Here is a 20140-nt window from a genome sequence, read left to right as displayed (position 1 = left end):
GCCGTGGCCGACCGTCTGACCGCCGCGCTCGAGGGCTACCTCGCCCACCTCGCGGTCGAACGGGGACTGGCGGCGCACACGCTGGCCGCCTACCGGCGCGACCTCACGCGGTACGTCGCGCACCTGCACGCACGAGGACGCACCGAGCCCGCGGAGATCACGGAACGTGACGCCGAGGACTACGTCCTCGTGCTGCGCACCGGCTCCGACGGGCGCGCGGTGCTCTCACCCGCGTCCGCCGCCCGCAGCGTCGTCGCCCTGCGCGGCTGGCACCGGTTCCTCGCGCTCGACGGGCTGGCGCCCACCGACGCGGCGGCCGAGCTGCGCCCGCCTGCGCAGCCGCGACGTCTGCCCAAGGCCATCGGGGTCGACGACGTCGCGCGCCTCCTGGACGCGGCCGGTCTCGGCGACGGCCCGGTGCCGCTGCGCGACCGCGCGCTGCTCGAGCTCGTGTACTCCACCGGCGCGCGGATCTCCGAGGCCGTCGGGCTCGACGTGGACGACCTCGACCTCACGCCCGACCGGGGTGCCGTGCGGCTGCTGGGCAAGGGTGGCAAGGAGCGTGTGGTGCCCGTGGGCTCCTACGCGGCGCAGGCTGTCGACGCGTACCTCGTGCGAGGGCGTCCCGCGCTCGCGGCCGCCGGCCGGGGCACGCCCGCGATCTTCCTCAACACCCGTGGTGCGCGGCTGAGCAGGCAGTCCGCCTGGGCGGTGCTGCGCACCGCGGCCGAGCGGGCGGGGCTCGCCGCGGACCACCTGTCGCCGCACACGCTGCGGCACTCGTTCGCGACGCACCTGCTGGCCGGCGGTGCCGACGTGCGCGTCGTGCAGGAGCTGCTGGGGCACGCCTCGGTGGCGACCACGCAGATCTACACCCTCGTGACGCCGGACACGATGCGCGAGGTGTACGCGGCCAGCCACCCACGTGCCCGATGACACCGATCGGGCACCCACCGGTCTGTCGCCACCTGCCTGACCGGCCACCTCGGGTAGGTTGTCCCGCGAGGTGGGCCCGGAGGGGCGACGGGAGCAGATGGTGAGCCGATGAGCCAGGACACGACCGAGCAGGTGCTCGACGCGGTGGGACGCCCGCTGCCCGCATTCCCGGTGCCCGCGACGCTGCCCTCGCACGGGCCCGCGCGCGTCATCGCGATGTGCAACCAGAAGGGCGGCGTCGGCAAGACGACGACCACCATCAACCTCGCCGCGGCGTTGGCCGAGTACGGCCGCCGCGTGCTCATCGTCGACTTCGACCCGCAGGGCGCGGCCTCGGTCGGACTGGGGATCAGCCCGCACGAGCTCGACCGCACGGTCTACAACCTGCTGATGGAGCGGGACGCCGACATCCACCAGATCGTGCGCAGCACCGCCGTGCCCGGGCTCGACCTGCTGCCGGCGAACATCGACCTGTCGGCGGCCGAGGTGCAGCTCGTCGGCGAGGTGGCGCGCGAGTCGGTGCTCTCGCGCGTGCTGCGTCCGGTGGCGGACGACTACGACGTCATCTTCATCGACTGCCAGCCCTCGCTCGGCCTGCTCACGGTGAACGCGCTGACCGCGTCGCACGGCGTGCTGATCCCGCTGGAGTGCGAGTTCTTCGCGCTGCGCGGCGTGGCGCTGCTCATCGAGACGATCGAGAAGGTGCGCGACCGGCTCAACCCGCGCCTCGAGGTCGACGGGATCCTGGCGACCATGTACGACTCGCGCACGCTGCACGCGCGCGAGGTCGTCGCCCGCGTCCACGAGGCGTTCGGCGACACCCTCCTGCACACCGTCATCGGCCGGACCGTGAAGTTCCCCGACGCGACGGTCGCCGCGGAGCCCATCACGCAGTACGCGCCGTCGCACGCCGGCGCCGAGGCCTACCGGCAGCTCGCCCGTGAGCTCGTCGCGCGTGGCGACGCCGCCTGAGGGCCCGCCCGACGACACGACCGGACAGGCCAGGACGCCGGAGGGTGCGCCGGGGGAGAGCGCGCCGTCCGGGTCGTCGGGCTTCGAGGTCCACCTCGACGTGTTCAGCGGGCCGTTCGACCTGCTGCTGGGCCTGATCGCCAAGCACAAGCTCGACATCACCGAGATCGCGCTGGCGAAGGTCACCGACGAGTTCATCGCCCACATCCGCGCCGCCGAGCGCGCCGCGACGGACGGCGGCAAGGGCTGGGACCTGTCGCAGGTCAGCGAGTTCCTGCTGGTCGCGGCCACGCTGCTCGACCTCAAGGCCGCGCGGCTGCTGCCGTCGGCGACCGTCGAGGACGCCGAGGACCTCGAGCTGCTGGAGGCGCGGGACCTGCTGTTCGCGCGCCTGCTGCAGTACCGCGCCTACAAGGTCGTCGCGGGGGACCTCGGCACCCAGCTCGAGGCCGGCGCACGGCGGCACGCGCGCGACGTCCAGCTCGAGCCGCACCTCGCGGCACTGCTGCCGGAGCTCGTGTGGCAGATGGGCCCCGAGCAGCTCGCCGTGCTCGCCGCCCGGGCGCTGGCCCCCAAGCCGCCGCCCCCCGGTGTCGACATCAGCCACCTGCACGCGCCACCGGTCAGCGTGCGCGAGCAGGCCGCCGTTCTCGTCGAGCGGCTGCGCCGGCACGGAGCCACGTCGTTCCGCACGCTGACGGCCGACGCGGACGAGCCCGTCGTGGTGGTCGTACGGTTCCTCGCGCTGCTCGAGCTCTTCCGGGAGGGCGCGGTCGCGTTCGACCAGGTCGAGCCGCTGGGCGACCTGACCGTGCGGTGGACCGGCAGCGACGAGGGCGAGATCACGGTGTCCGACGACTTCGACCGCGAGGACGGTGCCGTGCCCGACGACGACGGCCGAGCGGCCACCGGGGACGTCACGGCACCCGCCGACGAGGAGGTTGCCCCATGAGCGAGAGCAGCGACACGACGCCGGAGCCCGCCGCACCGGATGCGACCGGCGACGCCTCCGCACCCGACGAGCTCGCGTTCGACGTCGGGGCCCTGCCCGGCGGCGCCCTCGCCGCCCTGGAGGCTGTCCTCATGGTCGTCGACGAACCGGTCCCGGCCGTGCGGCTGGCCACGGCGCTCGCGCTGCCGACCGAGCGCGTCGAGGGGCTCCTGGCGCAGCTGGCGGCCGAGTACCGCGGCGAGCACGGCGGCCGGCCGCGCGGTTTCGAGCTGCGCCGTGCGGGCGCGGGCTGGCGCATCTACTCCGCCACGGCGTACGGCGACGTCGTGGGACGCTTCGTCGTCGACGGGCAGACGCAGCGGCTCACGCAGGCCGCCCTGGAGACGCTCGCCGTGGTCGCCTACCGCCAGCCGGTCAGTCGCGGGCAGGTCTCCGCCGTGCGCGGCGTCAACGTGGACGGCGTCATGCGCACGCTGACGACCCGTGGACTCGTCGCCGAGGTGGGCCAGGACGCGGCCAGCGGTGCGGTGCTGTACGGGACCACGGGATACTTCCTGGAGCGGATAGGACTGTCGAGCCTCGACGAGCTGCCCCCGCTCGCGCCCTACCTGCCCGACATCGAGCAGCTGGAGGGCGTCGACACGCACGACGGACGAGAGGGATCACGATGAGCGGCACGGGAGCGCGCGGCCACCGCGGTGGCGGACGCGCAGGCGGTGCGGGCCGCAGCGGCGGGAAGCCCGGCACGGGTGGCCGGCCGGGCGCCGGCGGACGCGGCGGCGCGGGCGGGCGCGGGACGGGCACGCCGCGTCGGCCCCAGCGGCGCCCCGCACCGGCGGCCGAGCCGGTCGACGTGCACGACCCCGAGGGCGTGCGGCTCCAGAAGGTCCTCGCGTCGGCCGGGCTGGGCTCGCGACGCGCCTGCGAGGAGCTCATCGCGGCCGGGCGCGTCACCGTGGCCGGGCAGGTCGTCACCGAGCTGGGCGTGCGCGTCGACCCGCGCACCGCCGTCATCCACCTGGACGGGATGCGCGTGCAGCTCGACTCCTCGGTCGTCACGCTCGCGCTGAACAAGCCGGTGGGCGTCGTGTCGACCATGCACGACCCCGAGGGGCGCCCGTCGCTCGCGCAGTACGTCGCGAACCGTGAGGAGCGGCTCTTCCACGTCGGACGCCTCGACGCGGACTCCGAGGGCCTGTTGCTGCTGACGAACGACGGCGAGCTCGCCAACCGGCTCGCGCACCCCTCGCACGGCGTCCCCAAGACGTACCTCGTCGAGGTGCAGGGCCGCGTGCGCGACGCGCTGGGCAAGCAGCTCAAGGAGGGCGTGGAGCTCGAGGACGGCACCGTGCGCGTCGACGAGTTCAAGGTCGTCCAGGTCGCGAGCCACGCCTCGCTCGTCGAGGTCGTGCTGCACGAAGGACGCAACCGGGTCGTGCGGCGACTGTTCGACGAGGTCGGCCACCCCGTCGACCGTCTCGTGCGCACCCGCATCGGCCCCATCCGCCTCGGTGACCTGCGTCCCGGGCGCACACGCGTGCTGTCGAAGACGGAGGTCGGGTCGCTCATGACGGCGGTGGGCATGTGAACGTCGCCACCACCGGCCCGGTCCGCGTCGTGGGCACCGGGCTCCTGGGTGCGTCGGTCGGCCTCGCGCTGACGCAGCACGGCGTCGACGTGCAGCTGCAGGACCCGTCGCGCACCGCACTGGCCCTCGCGCGGGACGTGGGCGCCGGCACGCCAGTCGACGCGGCGTCGCCCGCACCGGCGCTCGTCGTGGTCGCCGCGCCGCCCGACGTCACCGCCGACGCCGTCGCCGCCGCGCTCGCGGAGCACCCCGCCGCCGTCGTCACCGACGTCGCGAGCGTCAAGGGACACGTCCTGGCCGAGCTGCGCACCGCGGGTGCCGACCTCGCGCGGTACGTCGGGTCGCACCCCATGGCCGGCCGCGAGCGCTCGGGTCCGTCCGCCGCGGTCCCCGACCTGTTCCTCGGCCGCCCGTGGGTCCTCACCGACTCGGGCTCGTCGCGCGACGACGCGCTGCTCGCGGTGCGGCACCTCGCGGTCGACCTGGGCGCGGTGCCCGTGGTCATGGACGCCGACGAGCACGACGCGGCGGTCGCGGTCGTCTCGCACGTGCCGCAGCTCGCGGCGTCCCTCGTCGCGGCGCGCCTGCGGAGCGTCGACGACGCCGCGCTCGCGCTCGCGGGCCAGGGGCTGCGTGACGTCACGCGGCTCGCCGCGTCGGACCCCGCGCTGTGGACGTCGATCCTCGCGGCCAACGCCGAGGCCGTGCGCGACGTCCTGGCCGTCCTGCGCGACGACCTCGACGTCGTCCTCGGGGCCCTGGACCGGGCCGCCGCGGCCACCGGCCCCGAGGACGTCGAACTGGGCGCGCTGGCGACGATCGCACGGACCATCGCCGACGGCGGCACCGGCGTCGCGCGCATCCCCGGCAAGCACGGCGGCGCGCACAAGCAGTACGCCGTCGTGACCGTGCTCGTGCCGGACCAGCCCGGCGAGCTCGCGCGCCTGCTCGGCGACGTCGGCGCCGCCGGCGTGAACCTGGAGGACCTGCAGCTCGAGCACGCCGCGGGACGGCCGGTCGGCATGGCGTCGATCTCCGTGCTGCCCGCACGTGCCGAGCACCTGGAGACCGAGCTGACCGCTCGGGGTTGGAGGTTGGTGAGTTGAGCACCGTCGTGGCGATCGACGGGCCGTCGGGGTCCGGCAAGTCGAGCGTCTCCCGGGGGGTCGCACGCCGGCTGGGGCTGGCGTACCTCGACACGGGCGCGATGTACCGGGCGGCCACCTGGTGGTGCCTCGACCAGGGCGTGCCGCTGACGGACGCGGCCGCGGTCACGGCCGCGGTGCGTGACCTGCCGCTCGTCGTGGGCGTCGACCCGGACGGACCGACGTTCGTGGTCGACGGACGCGACGTGGGTGTCGCGATCCGGACCACGGAGATCTCGTCGCACGTCAGCGCCGTGGCGACCAACCTCGACGCGCGCGCCGAGCTGGGACGCCGGCAGCGGGCGGTCATCGACGCCGAGCGGCACGCCGGCTGGTCCGGTGGGCGCGGGGTCGTCGCCGAGGGCCGGGACATCACGACGGTCGTCGCCCCCGACGCCGACGTCCGCGTGCTGCTCACGGCCTCCGAGGGGGCCCGCCTCGCCCGCCGCGCGCGCGAGCTGCACGGCACGGCCGACGCCGTCGCGATCGCCGCCACGCACGACCAGATCGTGCGCCGCGACCGTGACGACTCCACGGTGGTGGAGTTCCAGGTCGCCGCCGACGGCGTCGTCACCGTCGACTCCTCCGAGCTCGACCTCGAGCAGACCGTGGCCGCGGTGCTCGACGTCGTCGAGCGGGCGTGCGCCGCGCGATGACGGGCGTGCGCCGCACGACGAGCGCCCGCGACGCCACGGCACCGCACGTGCCGTCGGCTGCGGGCCCCGCGTGGTCGCGATGGATCGGGCGGTTCCTCGCGCGCGTGGTGTGGGACACGCGTGTCGTCGGCGCCGAGCGCGTCCCACGCACCGGCGCGCTCGTGCTCGCCGCGAACCATGTCACGCTGCTCGACGGTCCGCTGTTCATCGGCGTCGCGCCGCGGCCGCTGCACATCCTCGTGAAGGCGGAGATGTTCCGCGGCCCCCTGGGGTGGCTGCTGCGGGCCGCAGGCCAGATCCCCGTCGACCGCACCATGGGGCGACCGGCCCTGCAGTCCGCGCTGGGTGTGCTGCGCCGCGGCCACGCGGTGGGGATCTTCCCCGAGGGCACCCGCGGCCGCGGCACGGCCGAGCAGGTCCGAGCCGGCGCCGCATGGCTCGCCGTGCACGGCGGCGCGCGCGTCGTCCCGGTCGCGATCCTCGGCACGCGCCGCACGGGCGAGTCGCCCCACGGCCTGCCAGGACCTCGACGCCGGCTCGTCGTGGAGTTCGGTGAGCCGCTCGACGTCACCGTCGAGGGGCTGTCGCGTCGCGAGGCGATCGACCGCGCCGCCGTCGCGATCCGGGACGCGATGGCCGAGCTCGTCGTCGCCGCGCAGGAGCGCACAGGCATCTCCCTGCCCGCGGACGACCCTCGCGCGATCGACTGACGGGCGCGGTCCCGCCACCCGGCGACGCGCCGTGGCCCGACGCGGGCGCGCGGCAGGGGAGAATGGCGGCATGGAGCAGCCCGACCCCACGACCACGCGCGCCTCGGCCGACGACCACGACGACGTCACCGCGACATCCGCGACCCCCGGGCCGCACGACGGGGACGCGCTCGCGGACGACGCCGACGACGCCGCGCGCGAGCGGGCGCTGCGCGCCGGCCTGGACGAGTACGAGCTCGGTGACGAGGACCTGGCGCTGCTGGAGGGCGGCGGGCTCGACGGCGACGACCTGCAGATCGAGACGACGCTGCCCGTGCTGGCGGTCGTCGGACGCCCGAACGTCGGCAAGTCGACCCTCGTCAACCGCATCCTCGGGCGTCGCGAGGCGGTCGTCGAGGACAACCCCGGGGTCACGCGCGACCGCGTGAGCTACCCGGCCGAGTGGTCGGGCCGCCGGTTCACGCTCGTCGACACCGGCGGGTGGGAGGTCGACGTCGCCGGTATCGACAAGCGCGTGGCCCAGCAGGCCGAGGTCGCGATCGACCTGGCCGACGCCGTCCTGTTCGTCGTCGACGCGACGGTCGGGTCCACCGACACCGACGAGCAGGTCGTGCGCCTGCTGCGCCGGTCCGGCAAGCCCGTCGTGCTCGTGGCCAACAAGGTCGACGGGCCTGCGGTCGAGGCGGACGCGGCCGTCCTGTGGTCGCTGGGGCTGGGGGAGCCGCACCCGATCTCCGCGCTGCACGGGCGGGGCACCGGCGACCTGCTCGACGCCGCGATGCGTGCGCTCCCGACGGTGTCCGCACACGCCACGCCCCTGCCGGACGGACCGCGGCGCGTGGCGCTCGTGGGCCGTCCGAACGTCGGCAAGTCCTCGCTGCTCAACAAGGTGGTGGGCTCCGAGCGTGTCGTCGTCGACGACCTCGCGGGCACCACGCGCGACCCGGTCGACGAGCTCGTCGCCCTCGGCGGCAAGCCGTGGGTGTTCGTCGACACCGCCGGCATCCGCCGCCGCGTCCACCAGACGTCCGGCGCCGACTTCTACGCGTCGCTGCGCACGCAGGCGGCCATCGAGAAGGCCGAGGTGGCGGTCGTCCTCGTCGATGCGTCGCAGCCGATGACCGAGCAGGACATCCGCATCGTCCAGCAGGTCATCGACGCCGGCCGCGCCCTGGTCGTGGCGTACAACAAGTGGGACCTGATGGACGAGGACCGCCGGCCGTACCTCGAGCGCGAGATCGAGCAGCAGCTGGTGCATGTGCAGTGGGCCCCGCGCGTCAACGTCTCCGCGCGCACCGGCTGGCACACCGACAGGCTCGTGCCTGCCCTGGAGCGGTCCCTCGACTCGTGGGACACCCGCATCTCCACCGGTCGCCTCAACGCGTTCCTCGGCGAGCTCGTCGCCGCGCACCCGCACCCGCTGCGCGGCGGCAAGCAGCCGCGCATCCTGTTCGCGACGCAGGCCTCGACGCGTCCGCCGCGCTTCGTGATCTTCGCCAGCGGGTTCCTCGAGCCGCAGTACCGGCGCTTCATCGAGCGTCGCCTGCGCGAGACCTTCGGGTTCGAGGGCACGCCCGTCACCATCTCGGTGCGGGTGCGGGAGAAGCGCAAGCGGTGACCCGAGCGCCGGACCACGGACGTCCCGACGCGGCGCGTGCGGCCACGCACGTCCTGCTGCGCCTGGGGCTGCCGCGTGACCCGCGCGCGCCGCGGCACCTCGCGACGTTCCTCGTCGCGACGGCCGCCACGGTGCTGCTCACACGCGCGCTGCTCGCCGCGACCGGCTACCCGCAGCTCGGCGGCGACGGCCTGCACATCGCGCACGTGCTCTGGGGCGGGCTCCTCATGGCGCTCGCGTTCCTCCTGCTGCTGTCGTTCGCCGGGCCGTCGCTCCGGCCGCTGGGCGCGCTGGTCGGCGGCATCGGGTTCGGGCTGTTCGTCGACGAGGTCGGCAAGTTCGTCACGTCCGACAACGACTACTTCTACGAGCCGACCGCCGCCATCATCTACGCCACGGTCGTCGTCCTGGGCCTCGTCGCGGACGCACTGCACGGCCGCCGGGCGCCCGAGCCGCGCGAGGCGCTCGCGGGCGCGGTCGACGAGGCCGTCGCGGGCGTCGCGGGCGGCTTCACACCCGCCGCCCGGCGACGCGCCGAGGCGTTCCTCGACACCGCGGGCGACGTGCCCGGTGCGGCCGAGACGCGCGCGCTGCTGCGGCGCGTCGAGGACGACCACGCCGAGCTGCCCGACCCCGTCGGGGCCGTGTCGTCAGCGACGGTGCACGTCCTGCACACCCTCGTGCGCGCCCGGTTCGTGCCCTGGCTCGCCGTGGCGGTGCTCGTCGGGACGTCCGGCGTCACCGTCGGCAGCGCGGTCGCCCGCTGGGCAGGCGGCGACGACTCCCCGGGCTGGGTGGTCGCGGGTGCGCTGCTCGCCGGGGTCGCGAGCGTCGTGCTGTCCGGTGTCGGCCTGTCACGCGTCCGGTACGACACCGAGGACGGCTACCGCTGGTTCCGCCGCGCCGTGCTGGTCAGCCTGCTCGTCACGCAGTTCTTCCTGTTCCGGCTCTCGCAGTGGGACGCGTCGTGGGGGCTCCTGGTCGACCTCGCGGTCCTGGGTGTCGTCAGCGCGGAGCTCGAGGTGCTGCGTCGGCGACGTGAGGAACGTGACGCGTCCGCGTGACGACGACCGACGGCAATGGTGTCCGAGCAGGCGCGCGGGGTGCGGTAGAGTCTTCGAGGCTTCTGCGGAAGCCATCGGGCTGTGGCGCAGCTTGGTAGCGCACTTGACTGGGGGTCAAGGGGTCGCAGGTTCAAATCCTGTCAGCCCGACAGGAACGCGCAGGGACGAAGGCCCGCTCCGCCGTCGCGGAGCGGGCCTTCGTGCGTCGTCGTGCGGGTCCTCGCGCACGTTGCCTGCCCCGGGAGGCACACCGGTGCTGCGGCCCTTGACCCGGTGTCCCGACGGCGCGTACGCCTGGATCCACCCCCGTGGGGCGGCGCGCCGACCGGCCGGCGCAGACGGCCGGTGTGGAGCATCCCCACGGGGTCGGGCCCACCCGACCGCCGCACCGCGGCAGACCGTGGGCGGGAGGGGGAGGGACATGCCCGTCCGACTCACCGAGATCCGGATCCACGGCGTGGGCGGCACCCCGCCGGAGGCTCTGCTGGGCGACCCGACACCGGTCCAGGTCGCCGGGGACCGGCTCGCGGGGTTCTTCCGCACCTCCGACACGGCCGGCCGTCACCGCGAGGCGTACTCCTGGGGCGGGCTGACCTCCCGGGCGCGCTCGCGGGCGCTGTGGACCCTGCTGATCCCCTCAATGCTCATGAACATGGCCGGCTGGATGGGCCGACTGCCCGAGGTCGACGCGGCCGCAGAGGCCGCGCGGGCGCCGACGACCCGGGCGTTCCGCGTAGCTGCCCGGCTCACCGCGCTCGCCCTGACGCTGGTCGCCTCGGCCCTCGTCCTCATGCTGACCGTCGACGTCCTGGCCTACCAGTGCTGGGGTCAGGACGCGTGCGTGGCCGCAGGCCCCTGGGCGACGTCGTGACGTTCCTGGCCCCGGTCGACCGCCCCGGCGCCCGGCTCGCCGTGGGCGGGGCCCTGGCGGGTCTCGTCGCCCTCACGTTCCACCTGCTCGCGCGCTCGACCCGTGCCCGGTACGAGAGCGTCGAGCCGCCCTCGGTCGGATCGGCACGCGTCGACGGGGGCGCGCTGCACACCCCCGCGGCACTCCCGGGCGGGCTGCGGCACGAGCAGTTCTGGACGGGCGCGCGCTGGCACGAGCACCTGTCGGATCTCCACCTGTCGGCGGCGCTCGCGGTGGTTGCCGTGGTCGTCGCGCTGCCGGTCCGCGCACTGCATCGCGAGCGCCCCGCAGCAGACCTCGGTGCGGTCCTCGCGCTCGCCGCCGCCGTCGTGGGTGCGGGAGTGCTCGCGCTGGTGCTGGTGGGGATCTGCTCCGACGACGTGCCCCGGCGGGTGGCCCTGCGGCGGCGGGCCTCGGGCCGTCGTCGTCCCGTCCGGGCGCGGGACGCCGACGCCGCGCCGGACGACCGCGTCCGCGGCGTGTCCCCGTCCCACCTGCTGCTGTGGGTGGCAGTGGCAGGTGCGGCGCTGGCCCTGGCGGCCGGGACGCTCGGGCCGCGGGACGTCCTGCCCCCCCGCGCGCCCGCGGGTCGACGTGCCGCCGGGACCGCTGCTCGTCCTGCAGGACGTCGTGCAGGTCGTCGTGGTCGGGGGCGTGCTGCTCGCTGCGACGCTCGTGCTCGAGCAGCTCGCGGCATGGCTCCGGCACCGCGGGCACCACTCCCGGCAGAAGGTGTTCCCGGCCTGTGGGCCCGTCGTGATGAGCGCCGTCGCCATGACCGCCGCGGTGACCGTCATGCTCGGCGCGGTCGTCAGCGTGGCCGGCCTCGTGGTCGCCGTGGCGGTGCTCGGCGTCGGCGTCGGCGTCCTCGTGCTGCTCGCCCGCGTGGCGGGCACCGAGCTCGCGGCTCGCGTCGAGCTGGGCTCGCGGATCGCGGCGCTGCTCCCGCTCGCGCTGCTCGTCGTGCTGCAGGTCTCGTTCCGGCAGCGGCAGCTGCGGCGGGGCCTCGGGGTCGCGTTCGACGTCGGGTGCTTCTTTCCGCGTGCGTTCCACCCGTTCGCGCCGCCCTCGTACACCGAGCGCGCCGTACCCGAGCTGCTGCGCCGGGTCTGGTACCTGCAGGACACCGGTGACGCCGTGGTGCTGCTGGCGCACTCGCAGGGCAGCGTGCTCGCCGCCGCGGCGCTCGCGCGGCCCTGCGAGGGGCGCGCGAGCCTCGGGGGCGTGACCGGGCTCGTCACCTTCGGATCCCCGCTGGGCAAGCTCTACCGGTGGGCCTTCCCGGCCGTGGTGAGCGACGAGCTCCTCGACGCGCTCGCGCGCCCGGACGTGCCGCGCGCCGGGGTGGGGGCGGTGCGGTGGACCAACCTCTACTACCGGACGGACTACGTGGGCCAGGAGGTCGGAGGGCGTGCGTCGGTGCGGCTCGCCGACCGTGAGGTGCTGCTGCACGACCCTCGCGGGCACACGCACGTCCTCGGGCAACAGGCCCCGCCGGTGGTCAGCCACGCGGGTTACTGGCACGACGAGGAGCAGTTCTGGCCGCACGTCGCCGCACTGTGCGACGAGGTGCGCGCCGCCGGGGACCCGGTGCAGGAGGTGACCGGAGGCGGGGGAGAGCCGGACGCGCCGAGCTACGTGCCCCCGGCGCAGACCGCGTGGGAGTACCGCTCGGGGCGTACCGGATGACCCCCGCGTGCCGTTCCCGCGGCAGCGGGGAGTCGCCCGGTGGTGCGCTCCCGTCCGCCGCGGCGGGACGTCACGCGAGGAGGCCGAGGACGAGTGCGAGGACCGTCAGCGCCGGCAGCGTCCCCTGCGAGAAGGCGGCGCGTGCCCTGCTGCGGTCCGACAGCACGAGCACGAGCGCCGCCGCGAGCATGGACCCCGTTCCCGCGAGCACCAGGGCCGCCCCGACCGCGAGGTGCCCGACGGCGACCAGCACGATGCTGACGACCACGACGACCGCGAGGAAGAGGTTGTAGAACCCCTGGTTGTAGGCCAGCCCGCGCGTCGCGGCCGCCTCCTGCGGCGTCGTGCCGAAGACGCGCTGCGCACGCGGGGTGGTCCACACGACGGACTCCAACCAGAAGATGTACACGTGCAGGAGCGCGGCCAGCCCTGCCAGCACCAGTCCGACGGTCACCATGCCGGGCCGTCGGACGCCGGGTGCTCGTGCGCCTCGGGGTCCGGTGCGGGGTGCTGGCTGGGCGTCACGATGCCGGTGTTCTCCTGCCCGCACACCCGGCACGGGTCGAACGTGCGGCAGCCAGCCTCCTCGGTGGGGGTGCTGGCGGGCGTCAGGCGGCGTGCTCGTCGCGGGCCACCAGGACGGTCGAGCGGGCGCCACGCAGCACGTCGTGGCTCACGGAGCCGAGCAGCATCCCGCGGAACGCTCCGAGCCCGCGGCAGCCCACGACGACCAGCGCCGCCGAGCGGGAACGCGTGACCAGTGCGTGCCCGGGGTGGTCGTCGACGACCTCGACGTCGACCTGCAGGCCGGGGTGCCTGCCCCGCAGCTCCGTCGCCAGCGCCTCGGTGGCGGCGCGGGAGGGGTCGTCCTGCCCCACCGGGACGAGCGGCATCGCCGCCGCGTGCTGCAGGCCGTACGGGTCGGCCACCGTCGGGCGCGCGTGCAGCACCACGAGGTGCGTCCCGTGGCGCTCGGCCTCGTCGGCGGCGTCCCGCGCGGCGCACACCGACGCCGCCGAGCCGTCGACGCCGACGACCACCGGGCCCGCGGGCGTCGGGTGCGGCTCGCGCACCACGGCGACGGGTGCGTGCGCGTGAGCAGCGACGTGGGAGGCCACGCGTCCGAGGCGGGCGGTGCCCGCGGAGGAGTGCGCCCCCACGACCAGGAGCTGTGCGTCGGTCGACACGGCGAGCAACGCGGGCACCGTCGGGCCGTGCAGCACACGTGTCGCGAGCCGGCGCGGGACGCCGTCGCTGCGTGCGCGGCGTTCCGCGTCCTCGAGGTATCGGCGCGCGTCGTCCTCCGGGCGCCAGTCGCCCGTCGCCGGGTACCAGCCCCACGCAGAGACCTGGACGGGCTCCTCCCAGCTGCGCACGAGCAGCACGTCCGCGTCGCGCAGGTCCGCCTCGGCCAGTCCCCATCGCAGGGTCTCGTCACTGTGACCGCCGCCGTCCACCGCGATGACGACGGGTCCGTGCAGGGTCATGACCGCCTCCTCGTCGAGAGCCCGCCCACCTCCAGCATCGTCCGGGGGTCGGCGTGCGCGAGGGACCTTGGGCCCTGCCGGGTGACGGTCGGGCTGCGGGTCGAGCGGCTCAGGCGGGCGTGCCGCCGGGCAGGTCCGTCTCGTCGGAGTCGGGCGTGGCGCGGGTGGTCGCGGGACCGCTGTGGCGCCGCGGCGGGGCACCGAGGCGCGATGTCATGTGCCCACCGAGGTAGCCGCTCGCGCCGACCAGGCCGGTGGCGGCGAGCGAGGCGGTGACGCCCGCACCTCGTGCGCCGCGGCGGCGCAGGACCCACGAGGTGGTGTACAGCGCGAGCGCGGCGGAGTTGAGCACGGCGTGCGCGGCACCGACGCGCTGCGTGCGCCGACCGGAGACGGCCCAGTCGGCCAGGCCCGTCAGTGAGGTCGGCAGCGCGGCGGCGACGCCGAGACCCAGCAGGCGGTCGGCGTGCGGCCGGGCCGGCTCGCCGCCGAGGAGGTCGAGCGTGGTCGCCGACATCCACAGGCCGAGGGGCGCGTCCGTCATCAGGGGGTGCAGGGCGTGCCCCAGCGGCCGGCCGTGCAGCAGCGCGGCGAACCGGGGGCGTCGCTCGAGCAGGTGTGCCACCCACGGTCGGACGCGGTCGACGGCCGGGTCGAGCGCGGGGGAGTCCTCGAGCGCCCGTGCGGCACGCAGCGCGGCGGGGACGGGGGAGTCGGTGCTCATGCGCGGGCCTTCCGGGGCGGAGGTCGACGGGTGCTCGTCGCCGTCGAGCATCGCACGGGGCTGCTCAGGCCGCCCGGGCAGCCGGCACCGGGGCCGATCGCCTGCATCCCCGATAACGGAACCGTGCGCCACATGGGACGCACACCACGACGGACCCGGCCCTGACGGGCCGGGTCCGCGGCCGGCGGCCACCCGGCGTCGGGGACGCGCTCACCTCGCAGGACGCGGGACTCCGGTCCCACCAGGACGGGGGAGCGCGGTGGCAGGGTCGGTGCCGCTGGACGCCCGCACCGGCGCGGCGTCCGTGACACGGAGGTCAACCAGCGGTGGCAGTCCCGACCAGCACGCGCCCCGACCCCGACCGCGTCCCCGCGGTCGCGCGTCCCGCCACGAACCCACCGCCGCGGCCGGCGACCTGGGTACTCAAAGCCGTCATGGCGGTGACGGGCACCGTGCTCGTCGTGTTCGCCGTCGTGCACCTCGTGGGCAACCTCAAGATCTTCCTCGGCCCCGAGGCGCTCGACGGGTACGCGCACTGGCTGCACGAGGACCTCCTGGCGCCACTCGTGCCGCACGGCTGGTTCATCTGGATCTTCCGCGTCGTGATGCTGACGAGCCTGCTGGCCCACGTCGCTGCCGGGGTCGTGGTCCGGCGGCGCGCGCGAGCGGCCCGCGGCCCGCACCGGCGCACCGGTCTGCGCGGCCTGCGGGCCTTCCAGGCGCGCAGCATGCTCGTCACCGGCACGGTCCTCCTGCTGTTCATCGTCTTCCACGTGCTGGACATCACGACCGGTACGCGGCCGGCGGCCACCGACGAGTTCGTCGCCGGTCAGGCGTACGCCAACGTCGTCGCGTCGTTCCAGCGGCCCGCCGTCGCGGCGTTCTACCTGCTGGCCATCGGGACGCTGACGCTGCACCTCGCGCACGGGCTGTGGAGCGTCGTCAACGACCTCGGCGCCACGGGCCGCCGCCTGCGGGCCACGGGTGCCGCGGTGGCCGGCGTCGCCGGCCTGCTGATCCTCGTCGGCAACCTGCTCATCCCGGTCGCGGTCCTGACAGGAGTGGTGGCATGACCCCCCGACCCGAGGCGACGTCCACCGCCACGACGCTCGGCCCGGACGACGTCCGCACGGTCGGCACCCCCGTCGACGGACATGTGCCCGACGTCGCGCCGGACCTGGCGTGGGACGACCGGCGCCTGCACTACGACCTCGTCGCCCCGGCCAACCGTCGCAGGTTCACGGTCATCGTGGTGGGCACAGGCCTCGCCGGCGCGGGCGCCGCGGCGGCGCTCGGTGAGCTCGGCTACCAGGTGGAGTGCTTCACGCTCCACGACGCCCCGCGCCGCGCGCACTCCGTGGCGGCGCAGGGCGGCATCAACGCCGCCCGCGCCCGCAAGGTCGACAACGACTCGCTGCACCGCTTCGTCAAGGACACCGTCAAGGGCGGCGACTTCCGCGGCCGCGAGGCCGACGCCTTCCGGCTCGCGCAGGAGTCGGTGCGGGTCATCGACCACATGAACGCGATCGGTGCGCCGTTCGCCCGGGAGTACGGCGGGCGGCTCGCGACGCGGTCGTTCGGCGGCGTGCAGGTGTCGCGCACGTACTACACGCGCGGCCAGACCGGTCAGCAGCTGCAGGTCGCCGGCGCCGACGCGCTGCTGCGCCAGGTCGCGCGGGGCACCGTCACGCTGCACACGCGTCAGGAGATGCTCGACCTGGTCGTCGCCGACGGACGTGCCCAGGGCGTCGTCGTGCGGGACCTCGTCACCGGGAAGGTCAGGGCCGTCACCGCGCACGCCGTGATCCTGGCGACGGGCGGCTACGGCAACATCTACGACAAGTCGACGCTCGCGCGGAACTCCAACGCGACCGCCGCCTGGCGTGCTCACCGCCGCGGTGCGTACTTCGCGAACCCCGCGTTCGTGCAGTTCCACCCCACCGCGCTGCCGCTCATGAGCCAGTGGCAGTCCAAGACGATCCTCATGTCGGAGTCGCTGCGCAACGACGGCCGGATCTGGGTGCCGCTGCGTGCCGACGACGACCGTGCACCGCAGGACGTCCCCGAGGACGAGCGGGACTACTACCTCGAGCGCCGGTACCCGACGTTCGGCAACCTCACGCCGCGCGACGTCGCGTCCCGCGCAGCCCGCGAGCGCATCGACGCCGGCTACGGGGTGGGTCCGCTGAAGAACGCCGTGTACCTCGACTTCGCCGACGCGATCGCGCGGCTCGGCAAGGACGCCGTCGTGGCGCGGTACTCGAACCTCTTCCACATGTACCAGCAGGCCACGGGCGACGATCCGCTGAGCACGCCGATGCGGATCGCGCCGGGGGCGCACTTCGCGATGGGTGGCCTGTGGTCGGACTACGACCTCATGACGTCGGTGCCGGGGCTGTTCGTCGGGGGGGAGGTCGGCTGGGGCTACCACGGGGCGAACCGGCTGGGAGCGAACTCGCTGCTGTCGGCGTGCGTCGACGGCTGGTTCACGCTGCCGTACGCGGTGCCGAGCTACCTGGCGCCGCTGCTGGGCACGCCGGCGCTCGCGCCGGACCACGACGCGGTCGCCGAGTCGCTCGACGCAGTGCGTTCCCGCACGGGCCGGCTGCTGTCGACGGGTGGCACCCAGGGCCCGGCGCGGTTCCACCGGCGGCTGGGGGAGATCCTCTACCGCTCCGCCGGTGTGACGCGGACGCCGGAGGGCCTCGCGGAGGGGATCGCCGACGTCCGCGCGCTGCGGGAGGAGTTCTGGCAGGACGTGCGGGTCACCGGCGAGGGCGACGTCCTCAACCAGGAGCTCGAGCGGGCCGGCCGCGTGGCGGACTACCTCGAGATGGCCGAGCTGCTGTGCGTCGACGCCCTCGACCGTGACGAGAGCTGCGGCGCGCACTTCCGTGCCGACCACCAGACGCCCGGCGGCGAGGCACAGCGCGACGACGCGGCCTGGTGCCGCGTCTCGGCGTGGGAGTCGCCCGCCCCCGGCGCCACCGACGCGCGGTTCGTACGGCACGACGAACCGCTGACGTTCCAGGCCGTGCCCCTGCAGACGAGGAACTACGCGTGAAGCTCACCCTGGAGGTCTGGCGGCAGCGTGACGCCGTGTCGCCGGGCGCGTTCGAGACGTACGAGGTCACGGACGCCACCCCGGAGATGACGCTGCTGGAGCTGCTGGACCGGCTCAACGACCAGCTCGTCGTCGAGGGCCGGGAGCCCGTCGCGTTCGAGTCCGACTGCCGTGAGGGCATCTGCGGGTGCTGTGGCATGGACGTGGACGGGCGGCCGCACGGCCCTCAGGCGAACACGCCGTCGTGCGAGCAGCACGTGCGCTCGTTCCAGGACGGCGACCGCGTCGTCCTGGAGCCGTTGCGCTCGGCGGCCTTCCCCGTGGTCCGGGACCTCGTGGTGGACCGTTCGGCGCTCGACCGCGTGATCCAGGCGGGCGGGCACGTGGCCGTCGACGCGGGCACGGCGCCCGACGCCGACGCGACGACGGTCGGCTACCTGACGGCGGAGGAGGCGCTCGACTTCGCGGCGTGCATCGGCTGCGGTGCGTGCGTGGCCGCCTGCCCGAACGGTTCGGCGATGCTCTTCACGGGCGCGCGGATCACCCACCTGGCGAAGCTGCCGCAGACGCGGGCCGAGCGCGGGACGCGCGCCCGGTCGATGGTCGCGCAGATGGAGCACGACTTCGGTCCGTGCTCGACGTACGGCGAGTGCGCGATCGTGTGCCCGGCGGGCATCCCGCTGAGCGCGATCGCCGCGGTCGGCAAGGAGCGGATGCGGGCGTTCCTGCGGAACCGCGCGGACTGACGCTCGGAGCCGGGGTTCGGCGGGGTCCGTCAGTCGGTGACGACGTCGAGCCCCGTGCTCGTGGCGGCGTCGGAGATGCTCCCGGCGTCGGTGACCTCCAGACCGGCGGCGACCATGGTCGCCGCCGCCGCAGCCGACCGGTTGCCGGAGCGGCAGTAGACGACGTACGGCACGCCGGGGTCGAGCTCGGCGACCGCGTCCGCGAACCCTGCGTCCTGGACGTCCACGTTGACGGCGCCCTGGAGGTGCCCCTCGGCGTACTCGGCGGCGGTGCGGACGTCGACGACGACGGTGTCGTCCGACAGGGCGGACGTCCCTCCCGTGCACGCCGCGAGGGCGAGCGCGAGCGCGAGGGGCAGGGCGGGGCGCGGCAGTCGCACGGCAGCCTCCTGGGTCGTGGAGACCCCAGGCTCCCACCGTCGGAGGCGCGCGGGTCGGGACGTTCGCCCGCGCAGGAGCAGGCACCCAGGTCGTCGTGGGATCGCGCGGACCGGCGCGAGGAGTACAGGACGGCGGCTCGTCGCCGCTAGCGTGGCGGCGTGAGCGATCCCGCGCATGACGTCCGACTGCGGAGCGACGGCCCCGACGAGCTGTTCGCGGCCGCGCGCCGGCGCACGGTCGCGGTGCTCGCCTGCGCCGGGGTGCTCGGTGGGCTCGCCGCGGGCACGGTCGTCTCGGTCGGCTCGCTGCTGGCCGTCGAGCTGTCCGGCGCGGACCGCTGGGCGGGGTCGGTGACGACGGCGGCGACCCTGGGGGCGGCCGTCGCCTCGATCGGGCTCGCGCGTCTGGCGGTGGCGCACGGTCGGCGTCGTGCGCTGTCGACGGGCCTCGCGCTCGCCGCGACGGGCGCGACCGGCGTCGTCGTCGCGGCCGTCGTGGCGAGCTTTCCGCTGCTGCTGGTCGCCGGCGTGCTCCTGGGCGTCGGGTCGGCCGTCAACCTGCAGTCGCGCTTCGCCGCCACGGACCTGTCGACGCCGTCCACGCGCGCGCGTGACCTGTCGCTCGTCGTGTGGGCGGGCACCGTCGGGGCCGTCGTCGGGCCGAACCTCGTCGGGCTGAACGAGCCGGTGTCCCGCCTCACGGGCCTGCCGGAGCACGCGCCCGTCTTCGTGGTCTCGACGCTCGGCATGCTGGCCGCGCTGATCGTCGTGCAGGCCGGCCTGCGCCCTGACCCGCTCGACGTCGCGGGGCGTACGGGTGCCGCGACCGGCCGGCGGCGCCACGTCCCGCTGCGTGTCGCGGTCGCCGTGCTACGGCGGCACCCCCAGGCCCTGGGTGCGCTGCTCGGCGTCCTGGTGGCGCACGGCGTGATGATCGCGGTGATGTCCACGACCCCGGTCCACATGGAGGGCCACGGCGCGTCGATCTCGCTCGTCGGGCTCACGGTGAGCCTGCACCTCGCCGCGATGTTCGCGTTGTCACCGCTGATCGGCCTCCTCGCCGACCGGGTCGGCGCCGGACGCGCGCTGCTCGCGGGTCTCGCCGTCGTCGTCGCCGCGTGCGCGGTGTGCGCCACGGCCCATGGTGACCACGTGCGCGTGACCGTCGGCCTCGTGCTGCTCGGCCTGGGGTGGTCGGTCGCGACGGTCGCGGGCTCGAGCCTCGTCGCGGCCGCGGTGCCCGGCGCCGAGCGCGTGGCGGTCCAGGGGCTGTCCGACGCGGCGATGTCTCTCGCCGGTGCCGGCGGCGGCGCGCTGGCCGGGGTGTGGCTGGAGGTGGTCGGCTACGGCGGCCTGGCCGCGGTGTCCGGTGCCGTCACCGTGGCGGGGGTGCTGGCGGTCCTCGTCGTCGTCCGCGGCCGGGTGCCGGTCGCGGACGCGAGCGCACTGCTGCCGCGCTGACGGCGCGCTCCGCGCACCACCCGGGTGCGGCCCTCGGC

21 protein-coding genes and 1 tRNA gene are annotated in these 20140 nt (G+C 75.2%); 17 read left to right on the top strand and 5 right to left on the bottom strand.

The genetic code is table 11. The features are described 5' to 3' along the window. Nucleotides 1-3: 3 nt before the first annotated feature. The 12 genes from CFLA_RS09785 to CFLA_RS09730 all read left to right on the top strand — a co-directional run bounded on the left by CFLA_RS09785 (nucleotide 4) and on the right by CFLA_RS09730 (nucleotide 10512). Nucleotides 4-936 (top strand): site-specific tyrosine recombinase XerD, encoded by a 933-nt coding sequence (locus tag CFLA_RS09785; RefSeq protein ID WP_013117161.1) that lies wholly within the window; start codon nucleotides 4-6, stop codon nucleotides 934-936. Between the two features lie 108 nt (nucleotides 937-1044). Beyond that, nucleotides 1045-1908: a ParA family protein gene (locus tag CFLA_RS09780; RefSeq protein ID WP_013117160.1), complete on the top strand. Its 864-nt coding sequence runs from the start codon at nucleotides 1045-1047 to the stop codon at nucleotides 1906-1908. Next, nucleotides 1892-2860 carry a segregation and condensation protein A gene (locus CFLA_RS09775; protein WP_013117159.1) on the top strand — a complete coding sequence of 323 codons (969 nt, stop codon included), beginning with the start codon at nucleotides 1892-1894 and terminating at the stop codon, nucleotides 2858-2860. The genes CFLA_RS09780 and CFLA_RS09775 overlap by 17 nt, the downstream gene beginning before the upstream one ends. Beyond that, nucleotides 2857-3531 (top strand): SMC-Scp complex subunit ScpB, encoded by a 675-nt coding sequence (gene scpB / locus CFLA_RS09770; RefSeq protein ID WP_013117158.1) that lies wholly within the window; start codon nucleotides 2857-2859, stop codon nucleotides 3529-3531. The genes CFLA_RS09775 and scpB overlap by 4 nt, the downstream gene beginning before the upstream one ends. Then, nucleotides 3528-4448, top strand: a complete 921-nt coding sequence (locus tag CFLA_RS09765; protein WP_013117157.1) for a pseudouridine synthase — start codon at nucleotides 3528-3530, stop codon at nucleotides 4446-4448. Before scpB ends, CFLA_RS09765 begins: the two co-directional genes overlap by 4 nt. Next, nucleotides 4445-5554, top strand: coding sequence for a prephenate dehydrogenase (locus tag CFLA_RS09760; protein ID WP_013117156.1), 1110 nt, complete (start codon nucleotides 4445-4447; stop codon nucleotides 5552-5554). Before CFLA_RS09765 ends, CFLA_RS09760 begins: the two co-directional genes overlap by 4 nt. Then, nucleotides 5551-6249 (top strand): (d)CMP kinase, encoded by a 699-nt coding sequence (gene cmk / locus CFLA_RS09755; RefSeq protein WP_013117155.1) that lies wholly within the window; start codon nucleotides 5551-5553, stop codon nucleotides 6247-6249. Before CFLA_RS09760 ends, cmk begins: the two co-directional genes overlap by 4 nt. After that, on the top strand, nucleotides 6234-6959 hold the full coding sequence (locus CFLA_RS09750) for a lysophospholipid acyltransferase family protein (RefSeq protein ID WP_245530226.1): 726 nt from the start codon (nucleotides 6234-6236) through the stop codon (nucleotides 6957-6959). The genes cmk and CFLA_RS09750 overlap by 16 nt, the downstream gene beginning before the upstream one ends. Before the next feature lie 70 nt (nucleotides 6960-7029). Next, the gene (gene der, locus CFLA_RS09745) at nucleotides 7030-8577 is read left to right on the top strand and encodes a ribosome biogenesis GTPase Der (RefSeq protein WP_013117153.1); all 1548 of its coding nucleotides are present in this window, start codon (nucleotides 7030-7032) and stop codon (nucleotides 8575-8577) included. Beyond that, nucleotides 8574-9641, top strand: a complete 1068-nt coding sequence (locus CFLA_RS09740; RefSeq protein WP_013117152.1) for a hypothetical protein — start codon at nucleotides 8574-8576, stop codon at nucleotides 9639-9641. Before der ends, CFLA_RS09740 begins: the two co-directional genes overlap by 4 nt. Nucleotides 9642-9716: 75 nt before the next feature. Beyond that, a tRNA-Pro gene (locus CFLA_RS09735) sits at nucleotides 9717-9790 on the top strand. 272 nt (nucleotides 9791-10062) lie between these two features. Further along, the gene (locus tag CFLA_RS09730; RefSeq protein WP_148234330.1) at nucleotides 10063-10512 is read left to right on the top strand and encodes a hypothetical protein; all 450 of its coding nucleotides are present in this window, start codon (nucleotides 10063-10065) and stop codon (nucleotides 10510-10512) included. Here the strand turns inward: CFLA_RS09730 and CFLA_RS09725 are convergent. Continuing rightward, nucleotides 10470-11045, bottom strand: coding sequence for a hypothetical protein (locus CFLA_RS09725; protein WP_043598960.1), 576 nt, complete (start codon nucleotides 11043-11045; stop codon nucleotides 10470-10472). The genes CFLA_RS09730 and CFLA_RS09725 overlap by 43 nt on opposite strands. Before the next feature lie 100 nt (nucleotides 11046-11145). On the opposite strand from CFLA_RS09725, the gene CFLA_RS09720 reads away from it, so the two are divergent. Next, nucleotides 11146-12240, top strand: coding sequence for a hypothetical protein (locus CFLA_RS09720; protein ID WP_043598958.1), 1095 nt, complete (start codon nucleotides 11146-11148; stop codon nucleotides 12238-12240). Between the two features lie 70 nt (nucleotides 12241-12310). Here CFLA_RS09720 and CFLA_RS09715 read toward each other — a convergent pair whose 3' ends face one another. The 3 genes from CFLA_RS09715 to CFLA_RS09705 form a co-directional block, all read right to left on the bottom strand. Beyond that, nucleotides 12311-12697: a DUF1304 domain-containing protein gene (locus CFLA_RS09715; RefSeq protein ID WP_013117151.1), complete on the bottom strand. Its 387-nt coding sequence runs from the start codon at nucleotides 12695-12697 to the stop codon at nucleotides 12311-12313. A 151-nt stretch (nucleotides 12698-12848) separates the two neighbouring features. Next, nucleotides 12849-13727 (bottom strand): universal stress protein, encoded by an 879-nt coding sequence (locus tag CFLA_RS09710; RefSeq protein WP_013117150.1) that lies wholly within the window; start codon nucleotides 13725-13727, stop codon nucleotides 12849-12851. Nucleotides 13728-13836: 109 nt separating this feature from the next. Beyond that, complete coding sequence (locus tag CFLA_RS09705; RefSeq protein WP_148234329.1) at nucleotides 13837-14451, bottom strand: DUF2231 domain-containing protein; 615 nt, start codon at nucleotides 14449-14451, stop codon at nucleotides 13837-13839. A 326-nt stretch (nucleotides 14452-14777) separates the two neighbouring features. On the opposite strand from CFLA_RS09705, the gene CFLA_RS09700 reads away from it, so the two are divergent. From CFLA_RS09700 to CFLA_RS09690, 3 genes are read left to right on the top strand one after another with little or no spacing between them, the layout of a single operon-like run. After that, nucleotides 14778-15524, top strand: coding sequence for a succinate dehydrogenase cytochrome b subunit (locus CFLA_RS09700; RefSeq protein WP_013117148.1), 747 nt, complete (start codon nucleotides 14778-14780; stop codon nucleotides 15522-15524). Next, nucleotides 15521-17515, top strand: a complete 1995-nt coding sequence (locus tag CFLA_RS09695) for a fumarate reductase/succinate dehydrogenase flavoprotein subunit (RefSeq protein ID WP_013117147.1) — start codon at nucleotides 15521-15523, stop codon at nucleotides 17513-17515. Before CFLA_RS09700 ends, CFLA_RS09695 begins: the two co-directional genes overlap by 4 nt. Continuing rightward, nucleotides 17512-18261 carry a succinate dehydrogenase/fumarate reductase iron-sulfur subunit gene (locus tag CFLA_RS09690; RefSeq protein ID WP_013117146.1) on the top strand — a complete coding sequence of 250 codons (750 nt, stop codon included), beginning with the start codon at nucleotides 17512-17514 and terminating at the stop codon, nucleotides 18259-18261. The genes CFLA_RS09695 and CFLA_RS09690 overlap by 4 nt, the downstream gene beginning before the upstream one ends. Before the next feature lie 29 nt (nucleotides 18262-18290). On the opposite strand, the gene CFLA_RS09685 is transcribed toward CFLA_RS09690, so the two are convergent. Next, the gene (locus CFLA_RS09685) at nucleotides 18291-18641 is read right to left on the bottom strand and encodes a rhodanese-like domain-containing protein (protein ID WP_013117145.1); all 351 of its coding nucleotides are present in this window, start codon (nucleotides 18639-18641) and stop codon (nucleotides 18291-18293) included. 159 nt (nucleotides 18642-18800) lie between these two features. On the opposite strand from CFLA_RS09685, the gene CFLA_RS09680 reads away from it, so the two are divergent. Beyond that, nucleotides 18801-20102, top strand: a complete 1302-nt coding sequence (locus CFLA_RS09680; RefSeq protein WP_013117144.1) for an MFS transporter — start codon at nucleotides 18801-18803, stop codon at nucleotides 20100-20102. Nucleotides 20103-20140 lie beyond the last annotated feature (38 nt).

Source organism: Cellulomonas flavigena DSM 20109, assembly GCF_000092865.1.
Lineage (GTDB): Bacteria > Actinomycetota > Actinomycetes > Actinomycetales > Cellulomonadaceae > Cellulomonas > Cellulomonas flavigena.
The sequence above is the reverse complement of the archived record's forward strand: the minus strand, read 5'-3'. Positions and strand labels throughout refer to the sequence as shown.

Coding starts and splice junctions, on each gene's coding strand:
- CFLA_RS09780 (WP_013117160.1), top strand. CDS start 1,045: ATGAGCCAGGACACGACCGAGCAGGTGCTCGACGCGGTGGGACGCCCG.
- scpB (WP_013117158.1), top strand. CDS start 2,857: ATGAGCGAGAGCAGCGACACGACGCCGGAGCCCGCCGCACCGGATGCG.
- CFLA_RS09765 (WP_013117157.1), top strand. CDS start 3,528: ATGAGCGGCACGGGAGCGCGCGGCCACCGCGGTGGCGGACGCGCAGGC.
- der (WP_013117153.1), top strand. CDS start 7,030: ATGGAGCAGCCCGACCCCACGACCACGCGCGCCTCGGCCGACGACCAC.
- CFLA_RS09730 (WP_148234330.1), top strand. CDS start 10,063: ATGCCCGTCCGACTCACCGAGATCCGGATCCACGGCGTGGGCGGCACC.
- CFLA_RS09715 (WP_013117151.1), bottom strand. CDS start 12,697: ATGGTGACCGTCGGACTGGTGCTGGCAGGGCTGGCCGCGCTCCTGCAC.
- CFLA_RS09710 (WP_013117150.1), bottom strand. CDS start 13,727: ATGACCCTGCACGGACCCGTCGTCATCGCGGTGGACGGCGGCGGTCAC.
- CFLA_RS09705 (WP_148234329.1), bottom strand. CDS start 14,451: ATGAGCACCGACTCCCCCGTCCCCGCCGCGCTGCGTGCCGCACGGGCG.
- CFLA_RS09695 (WP_013117147.1), top strand. CDS start 15,521: ATGACCCCCCGACCCGAGGCGACGTCCACCGCCACGACGCTCGGCCCG.